The sequence below is a fragment of the Pseudomonas viridiflava genome (genome assembly GCF_003702045.1).
Lineage (GTDB): Bacteria > Pseudomonadota > Gammaproteobacteria > Pseudomonadales > Pseudomonadaceae > Aquipseudomonas > Aquipseudomonas viridiflava_C.
On sequence record NZ_RBTP01000048.1, the window covers coordinates 121,570 to 142,950 of the forward strand.

15 protein-coding genes are annotated in these 21,381 nt (G+C 57.9%); all 15 read left to right on the plus strand.

Annotated elements, in window-relative coordinates:
• The first annotated feature begins 11 nt into the window (after positions 1–11).
• Positions 12–1,625 carry a flagellar hook-associated protein 3 gene (locus ALP40_RS15650; RefSeq protein ID WP_122209137.1) on the plus strand — a complete coding sequence of 538 codons (1,614 nt, stop codon included), beginning with the start codon at positions 12–14 and terminating at the stop codon, positions 1,623–1,625.
• Positions 1,626–1,716: 91 nt separating this feature from the next.
• On the plus strand, positions 1,717–5,298 hold the full coding sequence (locus ALP40_RS15655; protein ID WP_122209138.1) for a glycosyltransferase: 3,582 nt from the start codon (positions 1,717–1,719) through the stop codon (positions 5,296–5,298).
• Between the two features lie 138 nt (positions 5,299–5,436).
• Positions 5,437–8,340 carry a glycosyltransferase gene (locus ALP40_RS15660; RefSeq protein WP_122209139.1) on the plus strand — a complete coding sequence of 968 codons (2,904 nt, stop codon included), beginning with the start codon at positions 5,437–5,439 and terminating at the stop codon, positions 8,338–8,340.
• 303 nt (positions 8,341–8,643) lie between these two features.
• Positions 8,644–9,570 (plus strand): ketoacyl-ACP synthase III, encoded by a 927-nt coding sequence (locus ALP40_RS15665; protein ID WP_183136049.1) that lies wholly within the window; start codon positions 8,644–8,646, stop codon positions 9,568–9,570.
• A 318-nt stretch (positions 9,571–9,888) separates the two neighbouring features.
• Entirely contained in the window at positions 9,889–10,737 is an 849-nt protein-coding gene (locus tag ALP40_RS15670) for a flagellin domain-containing protein (protein ID WP_122209141.1), read from the plus strand.
• A 72-nt stretch (positions 10,738–10,809) separates the two neighbouring features.
• The gene (locus tag ALP40_RS15675) at positions 10,810–11,202 is read left to right on the plus strand and encodes a flagellar protein FlaG (protein ID WP_181114791.1); all 393 of its coding nucleotides are present in this window, start codon (positions 10,810–10,812) and stop codon (positions 11,200–11,202) included.
• Positions 11,203–11,283: 81 nt separating this feature from the next.
• On the plus strand, positions 11,284–12,735 hold the full coding sequence (gene fliD, locus ALP40_RS15680; RefSeq protein WP_122209143.1) for a flagellar filament capping protein FliD: 1,452 nt from the start codon (positions 11,284–11,286) through the stop codon (positions 12,733–12,735).
• A gap of 132 nt (positions 12,736–12,867) precedes the next feature.
• Entirely contained in the window at positions 12,868–13,257 is a 390-nt protein-coding gene (gene fliS / locus ALP40_RS15685; RefSeq protein WP_122209144.1) for a flagellar export chaperone FliS, read from the plus strand.
• Positions 13,258–13,287: 30 nt separating this feature from the next.
• Positions 13,288–13,584, plus strand: coding sequence for a flagellar protein FliT (gene fliT / locus ALP40_RS15690; protein ID WP_122209145.1), 297 nt, complete (start codon positions 13,288–13,290; stop codon positions 13,582–13,584).
• 178 nt (positions 13,585–13,762) lie between these two features.
• The gene (gene fleQ / locus ALP40_RS15695; protein ID WP_122209146.1) at positions 13,763–15,238 is read left to right on the plus strand and encodes a transcriptional regulator FleQ; all 1,476 of its coding nucleotides are present in this window, start codon (positions 13,763–13,765) and stop codon (positions 15,236–15,238) included.
• Positions 15,239–15,360: 122 nt separating this feature from the next.
• On the plus strand, positions 15,361–16,575 hold the full coding sequence (locus tag ALP40_RS15700; RefSeq protein WP_258198093.1) for a PAS domain-containing sensor histidine kinase: 1,215 nt from the start codon (positions 15,361–15,363) through the stop codon (positions 16,573–16,575).
• Complete coding sequence (locus ALP40_RS15705) at positions 16,575–17,990, plus strand: sigma-54 dependent transcriptional regulator (protein ID WP_122209147.1); 1,416 nt, start codon at positions 16,575–16,577, stop codon at positions 17,988–17,990. Before ALP40_RS15700 ends, ALP40_RS15705 begins: the two co-directional genes overlap by 1 nt.
• A gap of 252 nt (positions 17,991–18,242) precedes the next feature.
• Positions 18,243–18,572: a flagellar hook-basal body complex protein FliE gene (gene fliE, locus ALP40_RS15710; RefSeq protein ID WP_122209148.1), complete on the plus strand. Its 330-nt coding sequence runs from the start codon at positions 18,243–18,245 to the stop codon at positions 18,570–18,572.
• 15 nt (positions 18,573–18,587) lie between these two features.
• Entirely contained in the window at positions 18,588–20,369 is a 1,782-nt protein-coding gene (gene fliF, locus ALP40_RS15715; RefSeq protein ID WP_122209149.1) for a flagellar basal-body MS-ring/collar protein FliF, read from the plus strand.
• On the plus strand, positions 20,362–21,378 hold the full coding sequence (gene fliG, locus ALP40_RS15720) for a flagellar motor switch protein FliG (protein ID WP_004880752.1): 1,017 nt from the start codon (positions 20,362–20,364) through the stop codon (positions 21,376–21,378). The genes fliF and fliG overlap by 8 nt, the downstream gene beginning before the upstream one ends.
• Positions 21,379–21,381 lie beyond the last annotated feature (3 nt).

A 21,381-nucleotide genomic window follows, 5' to 3' on the forward strand; every position in this document is an offset into this window, starting at 1 on the left:
AATCGTGAACCATGCGTATCTCAACTACCCAGTTCTACGAATCCACGGCCGCCAACTATCAGCGCACCTATGCGAATGTGTCCAAGACCAGCGATGAGGTTGCCAGCGGCATCAAGCTCAACACCGCCAGTGATGATCCGGTAGGCGCTGCTCGTGTGCTGCAACTGGCCCAGCAGAACTCCATGTTGACCCAGTACGAGTCCAACATCGGGATCATCAACACCAACACCGTGAACTCCGAAACGGCGATGACCAGTATTGTCGATACAATGCAGTCGGCTCGTGAGCTCATCGTGTCGGCAGGCAACGGTGCCTACACCGATGCCGACCGTCTGGCGAAAGCAGGTGAACTCAAGCAGTACCAAAGCCAGCTGTTGGGTCTGATGAACAGTCAGGACTCCAACGGGCAGTACATCTTCGGCGGTTCCAAGTCGTCGGCACCGCCCTACACCCAGAATGCCGATGGGTCTTTCAGCTACAACGGCGATCAGACCAGCATCAATCTGGCGGTCGGCGATGGTCTGGTCCTGGCCAGCAACGTGACCGGCTTCGAGGCGTTCGAGCAGGCGATCAATACCACCCGTACTTCCTCGACATTGCTGCCGCCGGCTGCGACCCCGAACGCCCCTGTCGTTGATGACGGTAAGGTTGGCCTGACCGGTGGCCTGGTGAAATCCACTGCGGCCTACAACGCCAACTACCAGGCGGGTGAGCCCTATACCCTCAGTTTCCTGAGCGGTACTCAGTTCAAGATTACCGATGCAACGGGCACTGACGTGACCACAGAAGCGTCGACCGCCGGCAAATTCAACTCCGCCTCGTTCGCCGATCAGACGTTCAACTTCCGTGGCGTCGAGTTGACCATGAACATCAACCTGTCGAAGACTGACGCGGCGACACCTGCTGCGGCAGATGCGGCGCTGGCCGGTCGGTCATATCGACTGGCGTCCAGTCCGGACAGCATCACGACGGCTCGCAGCCCGGGCAATACCTCGACTGCGGCCATCAGCAGCTCGGCAGTAGGCACCAGTGCCGCTGACCTTACGGCGTTCAACAACACCTTCCCAAGTGGCGGTGGCATTCTCAAATTCACCAGCGCGACCAACTATGAGTTGTACGCCACGCCACTGACCGCGGATAGCAAACCGGTCTCTACCGGTGCCATGAGCGGCTCGACGGCGAATGCGGCGGGTGTCAATTTCACCGTGAGCGGTGCGCCTGCGGCAGGGGATCAGTTCGTGGTCCAGTCCGGGACTCGCCAGACTGAAAACGTGCTCAACACCCTGTCAGCCGCGATCAAAGCGCTGACGACCCCGACCGACGGCGATCTGGTTGCGTCGCAGAAACTGGACGCGGCACTCACATCGGCGCTGGGTAACATCTCCAGCAGTCTCGATCAGGTGGCTACTGCACGCTCCAATGGCGGCGCCCGTCAGAATGCGGCCATCGCCCAAGGCGTGACCAATGATTTGCTCAAAGGCAACAACAGCACCGAGCAGGGCACTTACGTCAACGCGGATCTGGTCGAGGCAACGACGCGTCTGACGCTGCAGAAAACCATGCTGGATGCTTCCCAGCAGGTGTTTATCCAGCTGTCGAGGCTGAACCTGTTCAGCCAGCTGTAATCGAACGGGCGTTGAGCGTGCGCCGTCTTTTTTCAGCGGTGAGGAGGGGCAGCCGTCTGGCTGGCTCTCCGCCGCTCGCGAGTCTGCAATAGTGAATCCAGTTCCCCTCGTCAGTATCGTTATTCCCGCCTTCAACCCACGCTTCTTTCGTCCCGCGCTAAAAAGCGCGCTGGATCAGGTTCACGGCAATCTGGAAATCATCGTCTGCGACGATTGCGCTACGGACGAAATCAAAACGATCTTCGACGAGTTGGTGTCAACCGATGACGGCCGGGCGCGCTACGTGCGCAATCCTCAGCGTCTGGGATTTCATCGTAATCTGCTCAAGTGCCTTGAAGAGGCACGTGGCGAATATATCAAGTTTCTGTGCGACGACGATCGGCTCTACACCCACTGTGTGCTGAACCAGGCGCGCGTGCTGCAAGCGCATGCCGATGTGCAGTTGGTGGTGGGCAAACGTCATTATGTGGACGCCAATGATTATGTGTTGCCGGCGCGCATGGAGAACGTGGGGCTTGTGCCTTACGACGCCTTGTACAAAGGCGATGACATGCTCGCCATTTTCGAACAGACGCCCCGCAATTATCTGGGTGGATTCAGCGGGGCACTGATGCGCCGTGCCGAAGTGTGCGAATACCTGCCCTCGATTGCGCAACCCGGTCAGGGGTTCTTCGCGCTGCTGGATTTCACGCTGTTCATCTGTTTGCTGCGGCGCGGCAATCTGGTCACGCTGCACAGCATCGAAAACGTCGAGCGTTTGCACCCGGGACGTCTCAGCAGTCAGCCCGATATGTACCAAAAGGCAACTATCGAGTGGGGCTGGCTCGACGAAATGCTTAAGGCCCGCAGTGGCGAGCAGGCACCGGCTCAGGGCTGGGTGCGTTTCCTGCCGTTGAGCAAAGCATCGCAGCAGCCTCGCGAGGAGTGGGACGAGGTCGGTCTCTACGGCGTCATGTCCAATCGTCAAGGCGTTTTGCGCAGCCGGGTCGGGGTGGACAGCCAAAGCTACGCCGAGCTTTATGCCGAGTGGTTGTCGTGCCGGCAGTTTTCGAAACCCCAGAAAAAACTTCTGGAGCAGCGCATCGCAAGCTGGCCCTGCAAGCCACGCATTGTTCCGGTAATCATCGATCCCGAAGGCGCTGCCGAGCACTTGGACGCAACGCTGAGTAGCCTTGCCGAACAGGACTATGCGGCCGAGGCGGTCGTTGTGCTGACGACGGCGGCCAGTGTCAGCGATCCCCAGGTGCTGCGCTTCCCGTTGCAAGCGGACTGGGCCCGGCAGCTCAATGATGTGTTGCCGATGCTTGAGCACGCGGACTGGGTTTATCTTCTGCGTGCCGGCGATACCTTGACGTCGCCAGCCTTACTGGTGCTGGCGGAGCGCATCGCCCACATGCCCGGCGTGCTGTGTATCTACAGTGACGAGGGCGCGATCGTGGATGAGGAGCCGCAGGAACCGATCCTCAAGCCCGATTTCAACCTCGACCTGATGCGCACTTATCCGTACGTCGGCAGAACCTTGGCGTTCGAACGCGCCAACCTGCTGGAAATGGGCGGTTTTGACCCGGTTCATGGAGCGTTGGCGCCCCATGACGTGATTTGGCGTCTGGTGGAAGGTGCAGGCCTTCACACCATTGAACACATTGCCGAAGTTCAGGTGCAGTCGCGCTTTACCTTCGCCCAGTGGCTTTCGCTGCCTGAGGTGGTCGAACGCAACAAACCATTGGTGTCGGTTCACCTCACGCGCATCGGCAGAGAGCACGTTGTCCATAACGGCACGCTGCCCTTGCTCAATCGCATCGAGTACCTGCACCCGGATCGTCCGGCCGTTTCCATCATCATTACCACACGTGACCAGTTGGCAGCGCTGGAGCGTTGTGTCGACAGTCTGCTCAGCAGCACCGCCTACCTGAACTACGAAGTGCTGATCGTCGACAACGCCAGCACGACCGCCGAAGCCCGCAGCTGGTTTGCCGCGATGGGACAGCTGGGCACTGACAAGTTGAGAATCCTGGCGCTGTCTGAAGCCGGTAGCGACGCGACGGCGCAGAATTTTGCTGCGGGTCAGGCACGTGGCGATTATCTGGTCATGCTCAGCCCACATGCGATCATTCACCAGCCCGACTGGCTTGAGGCGCTGCTCAATCATGCGCAGCGTCCCGAGGTCGGTGTGGTCGGGCCCCGTATCATCAGTCCCCAAGGCAATGTGTTGTACGCCGGCATGGTGATGGGCATGGAAGGACTGGCCGGCAGGCCTTTCTTCAACTACCCGGCAAATGCCAGCGGTTACATGCAGCGTCTGCAGCTGACGCAGAACTGGAGTGCAGTCAGCGGCAATTGTCTTATGGTGCGCAAGGACATCTTTGAGGCTGTCGGTGCAATGGAGGCTGAAACCTTCACCCAGGGCCTGCAGGATCTGGACCTGTGCATGCGGGTCGGTCGCGACGGTTATCTGGTGGTGGGCACCCCGGACGCCTCTGTGGCGCTGGCTGAGCCTGCTGCCCTCAAGCGTTCGGACGCCTCCCGGGACAGGCTGAAAGAGGAGCAGAAGTCGCTCTACCGCAAATGGCTGCCGACAATCGCCCGTGATCCGGCCTACAACCCCAACCAGAACCTTCACGAGCCCCTGTCCTTTAATCTGGAACCGGGTTTGCGTGACGGCTGGAATCCGTTCTGTTCGCGGCATCTGCCCTCAATCCTGGGCATGGTCGTCAATTCGTCGGCGGTGGGGCATTATCGTGTCAGCCAGCCGCTTATCGAGCTGATGGCGGCCGGACGTGTGCTTGGACAGATGGCGTATCACACGCCCACCGTGGTCGAGGTCGAGCGTCAGTCGCCCGACGTGGTGGTTTTCCAGGGGCGTTACACCGAGGCCAAGGTGCCTGACATCATTCAGGTGAAGGATTTTTCCAGCGCCATGCGGATTTTCGAACTCGATGACTATATCGCCGACGTTCCGCTGCTCAACGAGCACCGACGCAACATGCCGGACAACATCGCCCAGATGCTGCGCAAAGGCATTGGTTTGTGTGACCGCGTAGTGGTATCGACCCATCCGTTGGCTCAGGCGCTTTCCAGCATGCACAGCGACATACGTGTGGTGCCCAACATGCTGGCGCCTCACCTGTGGAGCAGCTTGAGGAGCAAGCGCCGGACATCGAGCAAACCGCGTATCGGGTGGGGCGGCGGAACCAGCCACCGGGGTGACCTTGAGTTGATCGCCGATGTGGTGCGTGAACTGGCCGACGAGGTCGAGTGGGTGTTTTTCGGCATGTGCCCTGACATGCTCAGACCGTATATCCACGAATTCCATCGTGCCGTTGGCTTGAATACGTATCCAGCCAAGCTGGCCAGCCTGAACCTGGATCTGGCGCTGGCACCGCTGGAATTTCATATTTTCAATGACTGCAAGAGCAACCTTCGTCTGCTTGAGTACGGTGCGTGCGGCTATCCGGTGATCTGCTCGGATACCGAAGCTTACCGTGGGCATCTGCCGGCCACGCGCGTGCTGACCAACAGTGCGGAAGAATGGCTGCAGGCGATCCGCATGCATTTGTCCGATCCCAACGCCAGCTACCGCATGGGTGATGAGTTGCGCGAAACCGTGCTGCGCGACTTCATGTTGCGCGGGGACAATCTCCAGTACTGGGCCAACGGCTGGTTGCCGGACTGACGCTGTCAATGGATACGCTTGAGCCTGAATCCTGGCTGGAATACCGGTCTGGATCGCTGAAGCTGCTATGTTCTGTATTTGCTTCAATGCCGGCCAAGGTCGGGTTGAGGGTGTTATCGGTTCGCTATGGGAAGAAGTATGCAAAGCCACGTCGGGAATGAAGTCGCACCCTTGAATCAGCATCTGACGCTGCTATTGGTGAATCAGGATCAGCCGGATTTCCTGCGCCGGGCGTTGAAATACTACAGTGGCGTTGCCGCCCGGCTGGTGATTGTCGATGTGTCTGAGCAGCCCTGTCCGGGTATCGCCAGCACGACCGATCTCGACTATGTGTACGACAAGGCGCTGGCCGACAAAACCCTGAGTGCGATCATCGCTCATGGGCTTGAGCGCGTGACGACACCGTATGTGGCCTACGCCAGTGTCGACAGTTTTCTGCTGCCGGATGCGTTGAATGAGGCATTGAGCTTTTTGCAGGCCCATGATGCGTACGGCGCGTGCCAAGGCTACAGCCTCAGCTATGAGGCCCATGTCGGCCACGTTGATTTCTTCCGCCGGGATCGCAAGATCGCTGAAGATTACGCGTGCGAACACGCCGCTGATCGAGTGCTAAGTTTCATGGGGCAGGGTGTGTCACTGCTCAACGCCGTCACTCGGGTCGAACTGGCGCGTCGCTGGTTCGCGTCGGTGCCCGAGCAGACCGACCTGCATTGGCAGGAACTGGGCCACATGAATTACCTGGTGGCGGCGGCAAAACTGCGTATTTTGCCGATTCCCTACGCCATGCATCACACTTTGAGCAAAGAATTGCGGACACGTCACGGCGCCGCAGTAGCTGGCGCGGTCAAGCACATCGATCCGAAAGCCCGAGCCGCACGCGAAGCATTCGCGCAATCGCTGGTGTCTGTTCTTGGCGCAGATTCAGGCATGAAGGGCGAGCAGGGCGTAGCGCAGATTCTTGACGGGCTTGAGGCAATGGCTCACTGCCTGGAGACGCAAGGCTATCAGGCCGACGAAAAACTGTTCAGCGCTGTCTGGAATGTCGCGCTTGAACGATCCGAGGCGCAGTTCGAACCTCGGCAGTTTGTCGAAATGCCGTTCTACAACCAGCCTTTCTTTGAGGAACTGGCCAGGATCGAGTTTCTTATCCATGTGCTGCCCGCAGGGCGTGTGCAACTGGAAGGTCTGGAGGCCGCTCTGCTCAAGCAGTCGGAACTGCTGCGTCCACAAAGCAATCCCGATGCCGAAACACGGCTCAGCCGTTTGTGGCAGGCCTATGCCACTTATGCCTTCAGCATCGATGTCGTGCAGAGTCTGGCACGAGAGCTGGGCACGTCAGAAGACGATCAGGAAGAAGCCGAGCGCATCGTGGCCTGGGGTCAGCGCCTGCAGGCGGTGTCCACTGAGAGTAACAGCAGGCTGCTCGACAACATGGCCTCGGGGCGCCTGCTGACCTGGCTGGCATCGCGTGACCCCAAGCCTGCCGACCTGCAACAATTGTCGGCCCGCTTGGCCAGGCAGCCGGCCGGGTCGAAGATCGGCATTCTGTTGTTGGACCTTAAAGCCGATGTATTCAAGTTACAGACCACGTTCGACAGCCTGATCAACGGCCACTATCGAGCGTTCAAGGTCACGGTGTTCACGACGGGGGAGCTGCCGGCAGCGACCACCGCGCAAAACACCCTGCATTTCGTGAAGGTCAGCGAGAACAACTACGTCGACAGGATCAATCAGGTCATCAAGCAATCGCCGAGTGACTGGCTGATGCTGGCGCAGGCCGGTGACGAGTTCACTCGCAGTGGGCTGCTGCTGGCCAGTGCCGAACTGGTCGAGGCCGGGCAGTGTCGAGCGGTTGCAGTGGATGAAATTCAGCACCAGCCCAACGGCACCCTGGCGCCGCTGTTCCGCCCCGGCTTCAACCTTGACTTGTTGCAAAGCATACCCAGGTTGATGGCCCGCCATTGGTTGGTCCGTCGTGACCTGCTGGTGGAGGTCGGTGGTTACAGCCGGGATTACCCACAGGCGCTCGAGTTTGATCTGTTGCTGCGTCTGGTCGAGCAGGGCGGCATGAGTGGTCTGGCGCATTTGAGCGAGCCCGTTGTCATCTGTGACGCGCCCGAGCTCGAAAGCAACGACGATGAACAAAGGGCACTGACGCGGCATCTCGGACAGCGCGGTTATCAGGCTGAGGTCGGCTCAGCGTTCCCGGGCACGTACAAGATTGACTATCGCCATGCACACCGGCCGATGGTGTCGATCCTGCTGCACAGCCAGGACAACCTGCCCGAGTTGCAGCGTTGCCTGTTGAGCATTCTGCAGCGCACCCGCTATCAGCGCTTTGAAGTGTTGATCGGTGATAACCAGAGCACATCTGCGGAACTGATCGCCTGGCTCGACCAGCAGGAGAAACTCTCCAGCCGCGTACGAGTGTTCAAGGCCGAGCAACGCATGAGCACGGCAGCGCTGCGCAATCTGGTCAGCCAGGAAGCCAAAGGCGAATACCTGATTCTGCTGGATGCCGAAAGTCAGATCGTCAACGTGGGCTGGATCGAGTCGCTGCTCAATCAGGCTCAACGTCCTGAAGTCGGTGTTGTGGGGGTTCGGCTGGTGGACAAGGACGGCACCGTCATGCAGGCCGGCCTCATTCTGGGGCTTAATGGCACTGTGGGTTCCGGGTTCGTTGGTGAGTCCAAAAAGTCTAGAGGGTACATGCAGCGCCTGGTCGTCGAGCAAAACTACTCGGCGGTTTCTTCGGCCTGCCTGATGATTGGCAAGGCGCTTTTCGATTCCGTTGGCGGCCTGGACGAAGACGCCTTTGCTGAGGCACTTGGCGACGTGGATCTGTGCTTGAAGGCTGCTCAGGCAGGCTACTTGACGGTCTGGACCCCCCATGTCCAGGTGGTGCATTCCGGGCTGATCCATGCGCCCGATCAGGCGAGCGAAGCGCTGGTCAGCAAATGGGCAGCCCAATTCGCCCATGATGAGGCGTACAACGCCAATTTCTCCCTGAATGGCACAGCATTCACCCTCGCGACGCTCTAGCTCTGTCCTTTTGCGAAAATCCGGCTGCGTGGCGGCCGGATCCCTCCCACGCTGCGTTGCGCCGTCTTTTCGAGCCAGCGTTTGTCAGTCCTGTCCCCGTCCAAAGATCGTAAAGCGTGCATGCGTTAGTGACCTGCAGGTCATAAAGTGCATCTCCACTGTAATGTTTTACCGCGAGTGACAAGCGCCTGACTTGCCTAAACGTGTCATGCGCCCTGAAAATGTCCGCCATTCGCCTCTATTCGGTAGCGCCCTGATTTTTTTGGGACGAACATTTACCTGTTGACTAATCGGGAAGCCATGATGATTGGCATAAAAAGCATAGCGAGTTACGTGCCCGCTGAAGGCGTCGATAACTACGCTCAAGGTGCCAAATTCGACAAGGATGAAGAATTCATCCTTGGGAAGATTGGCTCCACTTTCCTGCCGCGCAAGGCTGACGGCCAGGAAACCTCGGATTTATGTGTGGAAGCGGCCAATACACTGTTTGCCAATAATCCGCAGCTCAAGCGTGAAGAAGTCGATGTCCTGATCGTTGTCACCCAGAACGGTGACGAAGAAGGGCTTCCACACACCGCCGCCATCGTGCAGGACAAGCTGGGTCTGTCGACCAACGTTGCCGCGTTCGATATTTCCTTGGGTTGTTCCGGCTACGTCTACGGCATTTACGCAATCAAGGGCTTCATGGAAGCCGCGGGCCTGAAAAACGGTCTGTTGATCACCGCGGACCCTTACTCGAAGATTGTCGATCCTGAAGACCGCAACACCACCATGCTGTTCGGCGATGCGGCGACCGCCACCTGGATGGGCGAGGGCGCTACCTGGCAACTGGGCAAGGCGAAGTTTGGTACGGACGGCTCCGGTGCCCCGCACCTGAAGGTCAGCAACGGCGTGTTTTTCATGAACGGTCGTCAGGTATTCAATTTCGCCCTGCTTAAAGTGCCTGCACACCTTCACGAGTTGCTGGGAGAGTCCGGTTTGCAGCCCGACGACATCGACGCCTTCTGTATTCACCAGGGCAGCGCCGCTATCGTGGATGCCGTGGCGCGTCGATTCGAAGACAAACCGGAAAAGTTTCTCAAGGACATGGTCGAAACCGGCAATACGGTGTCTTCCAGCATTCCGTTGCTGATTGAAAAGCACGTGCTGGGCTCTTCCTGGAATCGGGTGGCATTGAGCGGTTTCGGCGTGGGCTTATCCTGGGGGTCGGCCATTATTTACCGTGGCTGAGTAAACGTTACGTGAAATAAAAAACCTGCGCTTAAAATCGCAGGTTTTTTTTTGAATAATCGGTTGCATAAAACCGGTGCTAATGTAGTTGAACACTTAACAGGTGCCATTCCGGCCACCTGGACATCCTGTTTTTCCCCCTTGGTTGCGCGTCAAGCCCTTGTTTTATAAGGGGTGGCAGACTGCTAGTAAAATTTTAAAAAAAAACACTCAAGCAACCTGCTATCGCGACGATAACTATTACGAAGGTTCTCTAGGCACACCCGGCGCTTGCAGGGGCCGGAAGCCACGTAGTACCCAACCAACGAGGAATTCATCATGGCTTTAACAGTAAACACCAACGTTGCATCGTTGAACGTTCAGAAGAACCTGGGCCGCGCCTCTGATGCACTGTCGACTTCCATGACTCGCCTGTCTTCCGGCCTGAAAATCAACAGCGCTAAAGACGACGCCGCCGGTCTGCAAATCTCCACCAAGATCACTTCGCAGATCCGTGGTCAGAACATGGCGATCAAAAACGCCAACGACGGTATGTCCCTGGCTCAGACCGCTGAAGGCGCTCTGCAAGAGTCTACCAACATCCTGCAGCGTATGCGTGAACTGGCTGTTCAGGCACGAAACGACAGCAACAGCGCCGACGACCGCGTTGCACTGAACAAAGAATTCAGCGCGATGAGCTCGGAACTGACCCGTATCGCCAACAGCACCAACCTGAACGGTAAGGCGCTGATCAACGGTACTGCCAGCACCATGACCTTCCAGGTCGGTTCGAACATCGGCGAATCCAACCAGATCACTCTGACCCTGAGCGCAAGCTTCGACGCAGATACCCTGGGCGTTGGTTCGGCGATCTCCATCACCGGTTCCACCAGCACTGAAGCAGAGTCTAGCTTCTCGGCAGCGATGAACGCGATTGACTCTGCTCTGCAGACCATCAACTCGACTCGTGCTGACCTCGGTGCTGCTCAAAACCGTCTGTCGAGCACCATCTCCAACCTGCAGAACATCAACGAAAACGCCAGTGCTGCACTGGGTCGCGTACAAGATACCGACTTCGCTGCTGAAACTGCACAGCTGACCAAGCAACAGACTCTGCAACAGGCTTCCACCTCTGTTCTGGCCCAGGCTAACCAGCTGCCATCCGCTGTACTGAAACTGCTTCAGTAATATCGGAATGAGTTTTGGCGGGGGAGTGCGTAATCGTGCTCTCTCGCCTTTTTGCTTTCGGAGGTGATGGTCATGGATATGAGTGTGAAACTGAACGTGTCTTATCCGGCCGCTCAACCGGCGAGTCAGGCTCCGGCCGTCGACAAGCCTGTTGATAAGCCAGCCGACGTCAAGTCGGTGGAGCGGGTAGCTGCTTCGGAAGAAAGCAAAGGTCCCGATCTAAAAAAAGATGATTCTCAGGAGGAGGCCAAGGTCAAAGCCGCCGCACAGGATATCGAGAAATTTTTTCACTCGGTAAAACGTAATCTTGAGTTCTCGATCGAGGAAGGTTCTGGCAAAGTGATCGTCAAGGTGATCGCAAGTGACTCCGGTGAAGTGATCCGTCAGATTCCCAATGCAGAAATCCTGAAGCTGGCCGATAGCCTGAGTGATGCGAACAGTTTGTTGTTCCGCGCCAAGGCCTGACCGTCGTTAAGGTATTTGTTGCAGGATTTCATCGACGCTCTCGGGCGGGAAATTCGGCGACATTCTTGAAGGGAGAGAAAAATGGCAAGTCCTATTTCAGCAACAATGGGTTTGGGTTCGGGTTTGCCAATCGGCGACCTTGTCAAAGTATTGGTAGATTCCGACAAGGCAGCCAAGCAGACTCAGATCAATAAGCAAACCGCCTCCACTACAGCTTCGCTTTCGGGTGTCAGTCAGCTGACGTCTGCGCTGGCTGCTTTCCAGAAAACCATCGACACCCTCAACAGCACCACCACGCTGGCGTTCAATGGTTTTGCTGCGACCTCTGGCGATGAAAAGATCCTCAAAGCGACCGCTGGCAACGACGCGGTAAACGGCACTTACGCGATCAGTGTCACGCAATTGGCTACGCCTTCCAAAGTAGCGACGGCTGCGCTGAACCCCACGCAAACTAGTGCTATTCCGAGTGGTACTCTGGAAATCAGTCAAAATGGCACTACCCATAAAGTCGTGATCGCAAGCACGTCCACGCTTCAACAGGTGCGTGACCAGGTCAACACGACGCTGCAGGGTAAAGGTATTACTGCCAACATCATTACTGACAATAATGGCTCTCGTCTGGTATTCAGTTCGACCACCACTGGCGCAGGGAGCGATATCTCTGTCAAAGGCGCTGCGGGCCAAGAGATGTTGAACATCGACGGCACCAAGTTGATGAGCGACACCAGCACGGGTAACGATGCCAACGGCAAGCCTATCGGTGGCGCAGGCGCCATTTCCGGCGTAGCCAAAGATGCGCAGTTCACGGTTGACGGATTGAGCCTGACCAGTGCTTCGAACAAGGTAAGCGGCGCCATTTCCGGTCTGACCTTCGACCTGGTAGCGCCTACTGCCCCGGGAGCTGGGCCTACCAACGTTACCGTTGCAACCAATACGGATGGTCTGAAGACGTCGCTGCAAAGTTTCGTCGACTCCTACAACACGATGGTCAAGCTCGTTTCGACCTTGACCAAGGGCACCGTCGATTCGGACGGTAAATACACCGCCGCGGCGCTGACCGGTGATGCTACCCCCCGCGCGTTGCTGGCAACCATCCGTAACGAGATCGCGTCAGCTACGTCCAAATCCGGCCTTGGCTCTCTCGCCCAGCTGGGTATCCAGACTCAGCAGTCTGACGGCACGTTGTCGTTGAACACCAGCACGTTCACGGCAGCGCTCAATGACAAAAAGCTGGGCAGCGAAGTCCAGGCTTTGTTTACCGGCGATGGCGGTCTGCTCTCGCGTATCAGTAAAGCCGTGTTGCCCTACAGCGAAGCGAAGGGTGTTCTGGCAAGCAAGACCACAAGCCTGTCAGCGATCCAGAAACGCTTGGCCAGTGATCAGGATGCTCTGGATCGAAGAATCGAAACCCTGACGGCTACCCTGACGAAGAAGTACAACGCGATGGACCTTGCCGTTGGTAAGCTCAAGGCGACGGCCAGCAGCATCACGTCGATCTTCGAAGCCATGAACGCGCAAAAGAACGCGTCATAAGTCTCATTTGCCGATTATTGTGCTTGCCAACAACCCGACCCTGTGTCGGGTTGTTGTTTTTGGGCTAAAGTTTTTTCGCGCCGCGTCGATAGCTTGACTATAAGTGTTCTGGATTTATCACGAGGTCCCCCTATGAATCCGATGTTAGCGTTGCGGCAGTATCAGAAAATTGGTTCCCAGGCTCAGACCTCGGAAGCAAGCCCCCACCGTCTGGTTCAGATGTTGATGGAGGGCGGTCTGGATCGCATCGCCCAGGCAAAGGGTGCGATGGCTCGCAAGGACATCGCCAACAAGGGCGTGTTCATCAGCAAGGCCATTGGTATCGTGGGAGGCCTGCGTGAGGGTCTTGATCTGGAAAACGAGCCGTCTGAAGCGCTGGTCAGGCAGGACAGCCTGTACAGCTATATGATGAAGCGGCTGGTGGAAGCCAATGCGCGCAACGATCAAAAGATGCTGGATGAAGTCGCAGGCCTCCTGATTACGGTCAAGGAAGGTTGGGATGCCATCGGTGCTGTGCAATAAGGTTTTTGCTGTCCTGAGGAGACGAACATCATGAGTGTTGCACTCAAGCGTATCGAAGAAACCCGTGAAGCCTTGGTCGGGGCATTGGCCGAACGCGACTGGGAAGCGATCGGCAAGCTTGACCAGGCATGTCGTGAATGCATGGAGGCTGTGGTCAGTGACGCTCCTGAAGACGATGCGGGGCTGCGCAGTAATCTGGAGGCGCTTTTGGGGGTCTATCGGCAGTTGATTGACGTTGCAACCGGCGAACGTCAAGCAATCGTCGATGAAATGGCACAAATCCAGAATGCTAAAAACGCAACGAAGGTCTATCATCTCTTCGGCTAGCTTTTATTTGTCGGTTTAATTATCCGACAAGAAGTTCGCCATAAATTTGACTGTGTTCGTTTTTTTGACTTAACTAGTGATGTTTACTATTTTCTGGCGTCTCAACGTTTATAACGACTGAGCAGCCAAGCTGCCCCCCAATCATGGGCATTGAGTTGACTAGGGAAGTTGCTATTGCATGTGGCGTGAAATCAAGATTCTGCTAATCGATGACGATAGCCAGCGCCGCCGGGATCTGGCGGTTATCCTGAACTTCCTTGGCGAAGAAAATCTTTCCTGTTCCAGTCAAGACTGGCAACAGGTCGTAGGCTCGTTAGGGTCTACGCGGGAAGTGCTTTGCGTGCTGATCGGCAACGTAAACGCCCCGGGCAGCCTTCAAGGACTGCTTAAGACCATCGCTGCATGGGATGAGTTCCTTCCCGTTTTGCTTTTGGGCGAAAGTTCTTCCGTAGAGCTTCCGGAAGACATGCGCAGACGCGTTTTGTCTGCACTGGAAATGCCGCCCAGCTACAGCAAACTGCTCGACTCTCTGCACCGCGCCCAGGTCTATCGTGAGATGTACGATCAGGCCCGCGAACGGGGTCGTCACCGCGAACCCAATCTGTTCCGGAGCCTGGTTGGTACCAGCCGTGCGATTCAGCACGTGCGCCAGATGATGCAGCAGGTGGCCGATACCGATGCCAGCGTTCTGATCCTGGGCGAGTCGGGCACCGGCAAGGAAGTCGTTGCGCGCAACCTGCATTACCATTCCAAGCGCCGTGATGCGCCGTTCGTGCCCGTCAACTGCGGCGCGATTCCGGCCGAGTTGCTGGAGAGCGAACTGTTCGGGCATGAGAAGGGCGCCTTTACCGGTGCGATTACCAGCCGTGCCGGCCGGTTCGAACTGGCTAACGGCGGCACTCTGTTTCTCGACGAAATCGGCGATATGCCGTTGCCAATGCAGGTCAAACTGTTGCGTGTGCTGCAGGAGCGCACATTTGAGCGCGTAGGCAGCAACAAAACACAGAGCATCGATGTGCGCATCATTGCAGCGACGCACAAGAATCTCGAGAGCATGATCGAGCTGGGCAGCTTCCGTGAAGACCTTTATTACCGTCTGAACGTGTTCCCGATCGAAATGGCTCCGCTGCGTGAACGTGTGGAAGACATTCCGTTGCTTATGAACGAACTGATCTCGCGTATGGAGCATGAAAAGCGCGGCTCTATCCGTTTCAATTCCGCGGCCATCATGTCGTTGTGTCGCCATGCGTTTCCGGGCAATGTGCGCGAACTCGCCAACCTGGTCGAGCGTATGGCGATCATGCATCCCTATGGGGTGATCGGGGTCGCCGAGCTGCCGAAGAAGTTTCGCTACGTTGACGATGAAGACGAGCAAATGGTCGACAGTCTGCGCAGTGATATCGAAGAGCGTGTCGCCATCAATGGGCACACGCCGAACTTCGCATCCGGTGCGTTGCTGCCGCCAGAGGGGCTGGACCTCAAAGACTATTTGGGTGGCCTCGAACAAGGCTTGATTCAGCAGGCGCTGGATGATGCCAACGGCATCGTTGCCCGTGCGGCCGAACGTCTGCGCATCCGCCGCACGACACTGGTCGAAAAGATGCGCAAGTACGGTATGAGCCGTCGTGAAGGTGATGAACAGGCGGAGGATTGACGCTTGTTCAACGTGCCAAAAATCAAGCCCCTGAATTTTCAGGGGTTTTTTTTCGGCACGCGGATTGCAAAGTCTCTCGTAACACACCGTTTAATGACGGTCCGCCACGCGAGAGATGATTTATGTCCAACGCCGCTCACATCGCTTCCACTCTGTCTGTACGGGCGCTTCCTCCTTTGGAACTGGAGAGTCGTCAGGGGTTGGAGCAAGCGTTTTCGCTGTTCAACCAGATGTCGGCGCAACTGACCGATTCCTACGGATTGCTGGAAGCGCGCGTGACTGAACTCAAGGGTGAGCTGGCCCAGGCCGCTGTGCAGCGGCTTCATGAGTTGGCGGAAAAAGAGCGGCTGGCCAATCGTCTTCAGAACCTGCTCGACCTGTTGCCGGGTGGCGTTATCGTCATCGACGGCATGGGCGTGGTTCGCGAGGCCAATCCTGCGGCAATCGACCTCTTGGGCCAGCCATTGCTGGGCATGCTGTGGCGACATGTGATCAGCCGTTGCTTTGCTCCACGTGAAGACGATGGTCATGAAATCTCCCTGAAGGACGGACGTCGCCTGTCAATTTCCACCCGTTCGCTGGATGCCGAGCCCGGTCAGCTGGTGTTGCTCAATGACCTGACTGAAACCCGCCGCCTGCAGGAGCAGTTGTCCCGCCATGAGCGGTTGTCGTCCCTGGGGCGGATGGTCGCTTCTCTGGCGCATCAGATTCGCACGCCGTTGTCGGCGGCGATGATTTACGCCAGCCACCTGACCGAACAGCAATTGCCGGTGGAAACTCAGCAGCGTTTCGCTGGCCGGCTCAAAGAGCGCCTGCATGAGCTTGAGCATCAGGTACGCGACATGCTGGTGTTTGCCCGTGGCGAGCTACCCCTGACTGACCGGATTGCACCGGGTGCGCTGTTTCAGGCACTGCAAAATGCCGCAGCGACTCATCTGCAAGGTGTTGCGGTGCGCTGGCAGTGCGACAGCGTTCAGGGCGAATTGCTGTGCAACCGCGATACCCTGGTGGGCGCATTGCTGAATCTGGTCGAAAACGCTGTGCAGGCCAGCGCGGGCCACACGCGCTTGAAAATACACGTTTACAGTCGCGGCAATACGCTGCGGCTGTGTTTCAGCGACAACGGCAGCGGCATGGATAAGGCGGCTCTGTCGCGCATCGGTGAGCCTTTCTTTACTACCAAGACCACCGGCACCGGCCTTGGCCTTGCGGTGGTCACTGCGGTCACCCGTGCTCATCAGGGTGATGTGCAGTACCGCTCGCGTGTCGGGCGCGGCACCTGTGCCATCGTCAGCCTGCCCTTGATTCCCGCCGCCAGCTCAGTGAGTGACAGCTGATGTCGATCAAGGTGTTGTTGGTCGAAGACGACCGTTCGTTGCGTGAAGCCTTGGGTGAAACGCTGGAGCTGGCGGGTTACGGCTACAGTGCCGTCGGTTCCGCCGAAGAGGCATTGCTGACGGTCGAGTCCGAGCCGTTCAGCCTGGTGATCAGTGATGTGAACATGCCGGGCATGGACGGTCACCAGTTGCTGGCGCTGCTGCGTCAACGTCATCCGCAACTGCCGGTGCTGCTCATGACCGCGCACGGTGCTGTCGAGCGCGCCGTCGATGCCATGCGCCAAGGCGCCGCCGATTATCTGGTCAAGCCTTTCGAGCCCAAGGCATTGCTGGCGCTGGTTGCACGCCACGCACTGGGGCGTCTGGGGCCGGCCGAGGGAGAAGGCCCGATTGCGGTAGAGCCCGCCAGCATTCAATTGCTCAACTTGGCCAGTCGTGTGGCGAAAAGCGACTCCACCGTGCTTATTTCCGGCGAGTCGGGGACCGGCAAGGAAGTGCTGGCCAGATTCATTCATCAAAACTCGCCGCGTGCCGATAAGCCTTTTATTGCGATCAACTGCGCGGCGATCCCGGACAACATGCTTGAGGCGACGTTGTTCGGTCATGAGAAAGGCTCGTTCACGGGTGCAATTGCGGCTCAGGCAGGCAAATTCGAACAGGCCGACGGTGGCACGATTTTGCTTGATGAGATTTCAGAGATGCCGATGGGCCTGCAGGCCAAGCTGCTGCGGGTGCTTCAGGAGCGTGAAGTAGAGCGGGTCGGGGCGCGTAAGCCCATTATTCTGGACATCCGTGTGCTGGCCACCACCAACCGTGATCTGGCGGGCGAAGTGGCGGCGGGGCGTTTCCGTGAAGACCTGTTTTATCGGCTTTCGGTATTTCCGTTGGCTTGGCAGGCACTGCGTCAAAGGACTGCCGATATTTTGCCGCTGGCTGAGCGTCTTCTGGCCAAGCACGTCAATAAAATGAAGCACGCACCTGTGCGCCTGTCAGCGGACGCGCAGGCGTGTCTGATCAGTTATCCGTGGCCGGGTAATGTGCGTGAACTGGACAATGCGGTCCAGCGCGCCTTGATTCTGCAGCAAGGGGGTGTGATTCAAGCCCAGGATTTCTGTCTTGCCGGGCCGGTGGGAAGCGTGCCTTCTCCTGCGGTTCAGGCACCCGCGCAGCCTACGCCTGTCACGTTGGTGGCGGATAATGCGCCGGTGGCCGGGGGCTCAGAGTCTGCGGGCGCGCTGGGTGATGACCTTAGGCGCCGTGAATTTCAGATGATCATCGATACGCTGCGCGCCGAGCGCGGTCGTCGCAAGGAAGCAGCCGAGCGGCTGGGCATCAGTCCGCGAACGTTGCGTTACAAGCTGGCGCAGATGCGTGACGCCGGCATGGATGTGGAAGGCTATCTGTTTGCGACCTGACTGCCACAGGCGGATGGTCAGCAGACCGATGGTCTGATCTGTTTTACCCGATTTACCGTATCGGCAATATACCAGGGAAGGCTCGTAAGCCTCGCTCTGCGGGGGTTCTGGCGGCGATGTCATGTCATACGACATGAGAATCGAAAGTGGTGTGGCATATTGCCGCCATCTAGCTGGCACCGTTGTTGCTAAGTCATCTGTATCCGCTGAATCAGTGTCAAAAATTTGCGGGCCTTACGAGAGAAAACGTCCATGAGCCAAGGTGTTGAATTTAATCGCTTGATGTTGGATATGCGGGCCATGCAGATGGATGCGATGGCTGCACCCAAACCTGTGTCCGGTCCTCAGGAAGCAGGCGCCAGCAGTTTTGCCGACATGCTTGGCCAGGCCGTCAACAAGGTCGCGTCCACCCAGCAGGCTTCCAGCCAGTTGGCCAACGCCTTTGAGATCGGCAAGAGTGGCGTCGATCTGACAGACGTCATGATTTCTTCGCAGAAAGCCAGCGTGTCGTTTCAGGCCTTGACCCAGGTGCGTAACAAACTGGTCCAGGCTTATCAAGACATCATGCAGATGCCGGTTTAAGGGACGTACTGAGTCATGGCCGAAGCAACAGCCGATCCTGTTCCAGCAAGAGCGGGCGCCTCCGACAAGAAACCGTTGTTCGGGCTCTCGTTTCTGGAAAACCTTTCTGAAATGACCATGCTGCGTCAGATCGGCCTCATGGTCGGTCTGGCCGCAAGCGTGGCCATTGGCTTTGCCGTGGTGCTGTGGTCGCAACAGCCTGACTATCGTCCGTTGTACGGCAGCCTTGCTGGCATGGACAGCAAGCAGATCATGGACACCCTGACGGCGGCGAACATCAACTACACCGTGGAGCCCAACTCCGGCGCTCTGCTGGTCAAGGCCGATGACGTGCAGCGTGCGCGCATTCAGTTGGCTCAGGCCGGCGTTGTGCAGACCGATGCCAACGTCGGTTTCGAGATCCTGGACAAGGATCAGGGTCTGGGCACCAGTCAGTTCATGGAGGCCACGCGCTATCGCCGTGGTCTTGAAGGTGAGCTTGCGCGTACCATTTCCGCCTTGAACAACGTCAAGGGTGCTCGCGTACACCTGGCGATTCCAAAAAGCTCGGTGTTCGTTCGTGACGACCGCAAGCCAAGTGCCTCGGTACTGGTGGAGCTGTACGCCGGTCGCTCGCTAGAGCCAAGTCAGGTCACGGCGATCATTAACCTGGTAGCAACCAGCGTTCCGGAATTGAGCAAATCGCAGATCACGGTCGTGGACCAGAAGGGCGCGTTGCTCTCCGATCAGGCCGAGAACTCCGAGCTGACGATGGCGGGCAAGCAGTTCGATTACAGCCGCCGCATGGAAGGCATGCTGACTCAGCGTGTACAGAACATCCTGCAGCCGATTCTGGGCTCTGATCGCTACAAGGCCGAAGTGTCGGCCGTGGTGGATTTCAGCGCTGTCGAGTCGACTGCCGAAAGCTTCAACCCCGATCAGCCTGCGCTGCGCAGTGAGCAGTCGGTCAATGAACAGCGTTCCAGCAGTTCGGGTCCGCAAGGCGTTCCGGGTGCGTTGAGCAACCAGCCGCCAGGCCCTGCGACCGCGCCTCAGACCGCTGGTGCTGCTGGCGCAGCTGCAGCCGCTATCGCTCCGGGTCAACCGCTGCTGGATGCCAACGGCCAACAGATCATGGATCCGGCTACCGGGCAGCCTGCCTTGGCGCCATATCCGGCTGACAAGCGTGTGCAGTCCACCAAGAACTTCGAACTCGACCGTTCCATCAGCCACACCAAGCAGCAGCAGGGCCGTTTGACGCGCCTGTCGGTTGCCGTGGTGGTGGACGACATGGTCAAGACCAACGCCGCCAACGGTGAAGTGAGCCGTGCGCCGTGGAGTGCTGCCGATCTGGCTCGTTTCACGCGTCTGGTGCAAGACGCGGTCGGCTTCGACGCCAGCCGTGGCGACAGTGTCAGCGTGATCAACGTACCGTTCTCCAGCGAGCGTGCCGAAGTGCTGCCCGAGGCTTCGTTCTACTCGCAGCCCTGGTTCTGGGACATCGTCAAACAGGCTGTGGGTGTGATCTTCATCCTGATTCTGGTTTTCGGCGTGCTGCGTCCGGTGCTGAACAACATCACCACCGGCAAGAGCCGCGAGCTGGCCGGTTTCGGTGGCGACGCGGAGCTGGGTGGCATGGGCGGCCTGGATGGCGAACTGTCCAACGATCGTGTCAGCCTGGGTGGTCCGCAAAGTATTCTGCTGCCTAGCCCAACCGAAGGTTATGACGCACAGCTGAACGCAATCAAGAGCCTGGTGGCTGAAGATCCGGGTCGTGTGGCCCAGGTCGTGAAAGAGTGGATTAACACTGATGAATGATCGAGCCCTCGTAGCCAAACTGAGCAAAGTCGAGAAGGCCGCCGTGCTGCTGCTTTCTTTGGGTGAGACCGATGCGGCGCAGGTATTGCGCCACATGGGCCCCAAGGAAGTACAGAAAGTGGGCGTGGCGATGGCTCAGATGCGCAACGTGCATCGCGAGCAGGTCGAAGAAGTGATGAGCGAATTCGTCGATATCGTGGGCGACCAGACCAGTCTGGGTGTCGGCTCCGACGGTTACATTCGCAAAATGCTCACCCAGGCGCTGGGCGAAGACAAGGCCAACGGCCTGATCGACCGCATCCTGCTCGGTGGCAATACCAGCGGTCTGGACAGCCTCAAGTGGATGGAGCCGCGCGCCGTTGCCGACGTGATTCGCTTCGAACACCCACAGATCCAGGCCATCGTAGTGGCGTATCTGGACGCTGACCAGGCCGGTGAAGTGCTCGGGCATTTCGACCACAAGGTCCGTCTGGACATCATTCTGCGCGTCTCGTCGCTCAATACCGTACAACCTGCAGCCCTTAAAGAGCTCAACCAGATTCTCGAGAAGCAGTTCTCCGGTAACGCCAACACGTCACGTACCACGTTGGGTGGTATCAAGCGTGCGGCCGACATCATGAACTTCCTCGACAGCTCCATCGAAGGCGCGCTCATGGATTCGATTCGCGAGGTCGACGAAGACCTTTCCGTGCAGATCGAAGACCTCATGTTCGTCTTCAACAACCTCTCCGATGTGGACGACCGCGGCATCCAGGCGCTGTTGCGCGAAGTGTCTTCGGACGTGCTGGTGCTGGCGCTCAAGGGGTCGGACGAGGCGATCAAGGAAAAAATCTTCAAGAACATGTCCAAGCGAGCCGCAGAACTGTTGCGCGACGACCTGGAAGCCAAGGGTCCGGTGCGTGTCAGCGATGTGGAAACTGCCCAGAAAGAAATCCTCACCATTGCGCGTCGTATGGCCGAAGCCGGCGAAATCGTGCTCGGTGGCAAGGGTGGCGAGGAAATGATCTAAGGA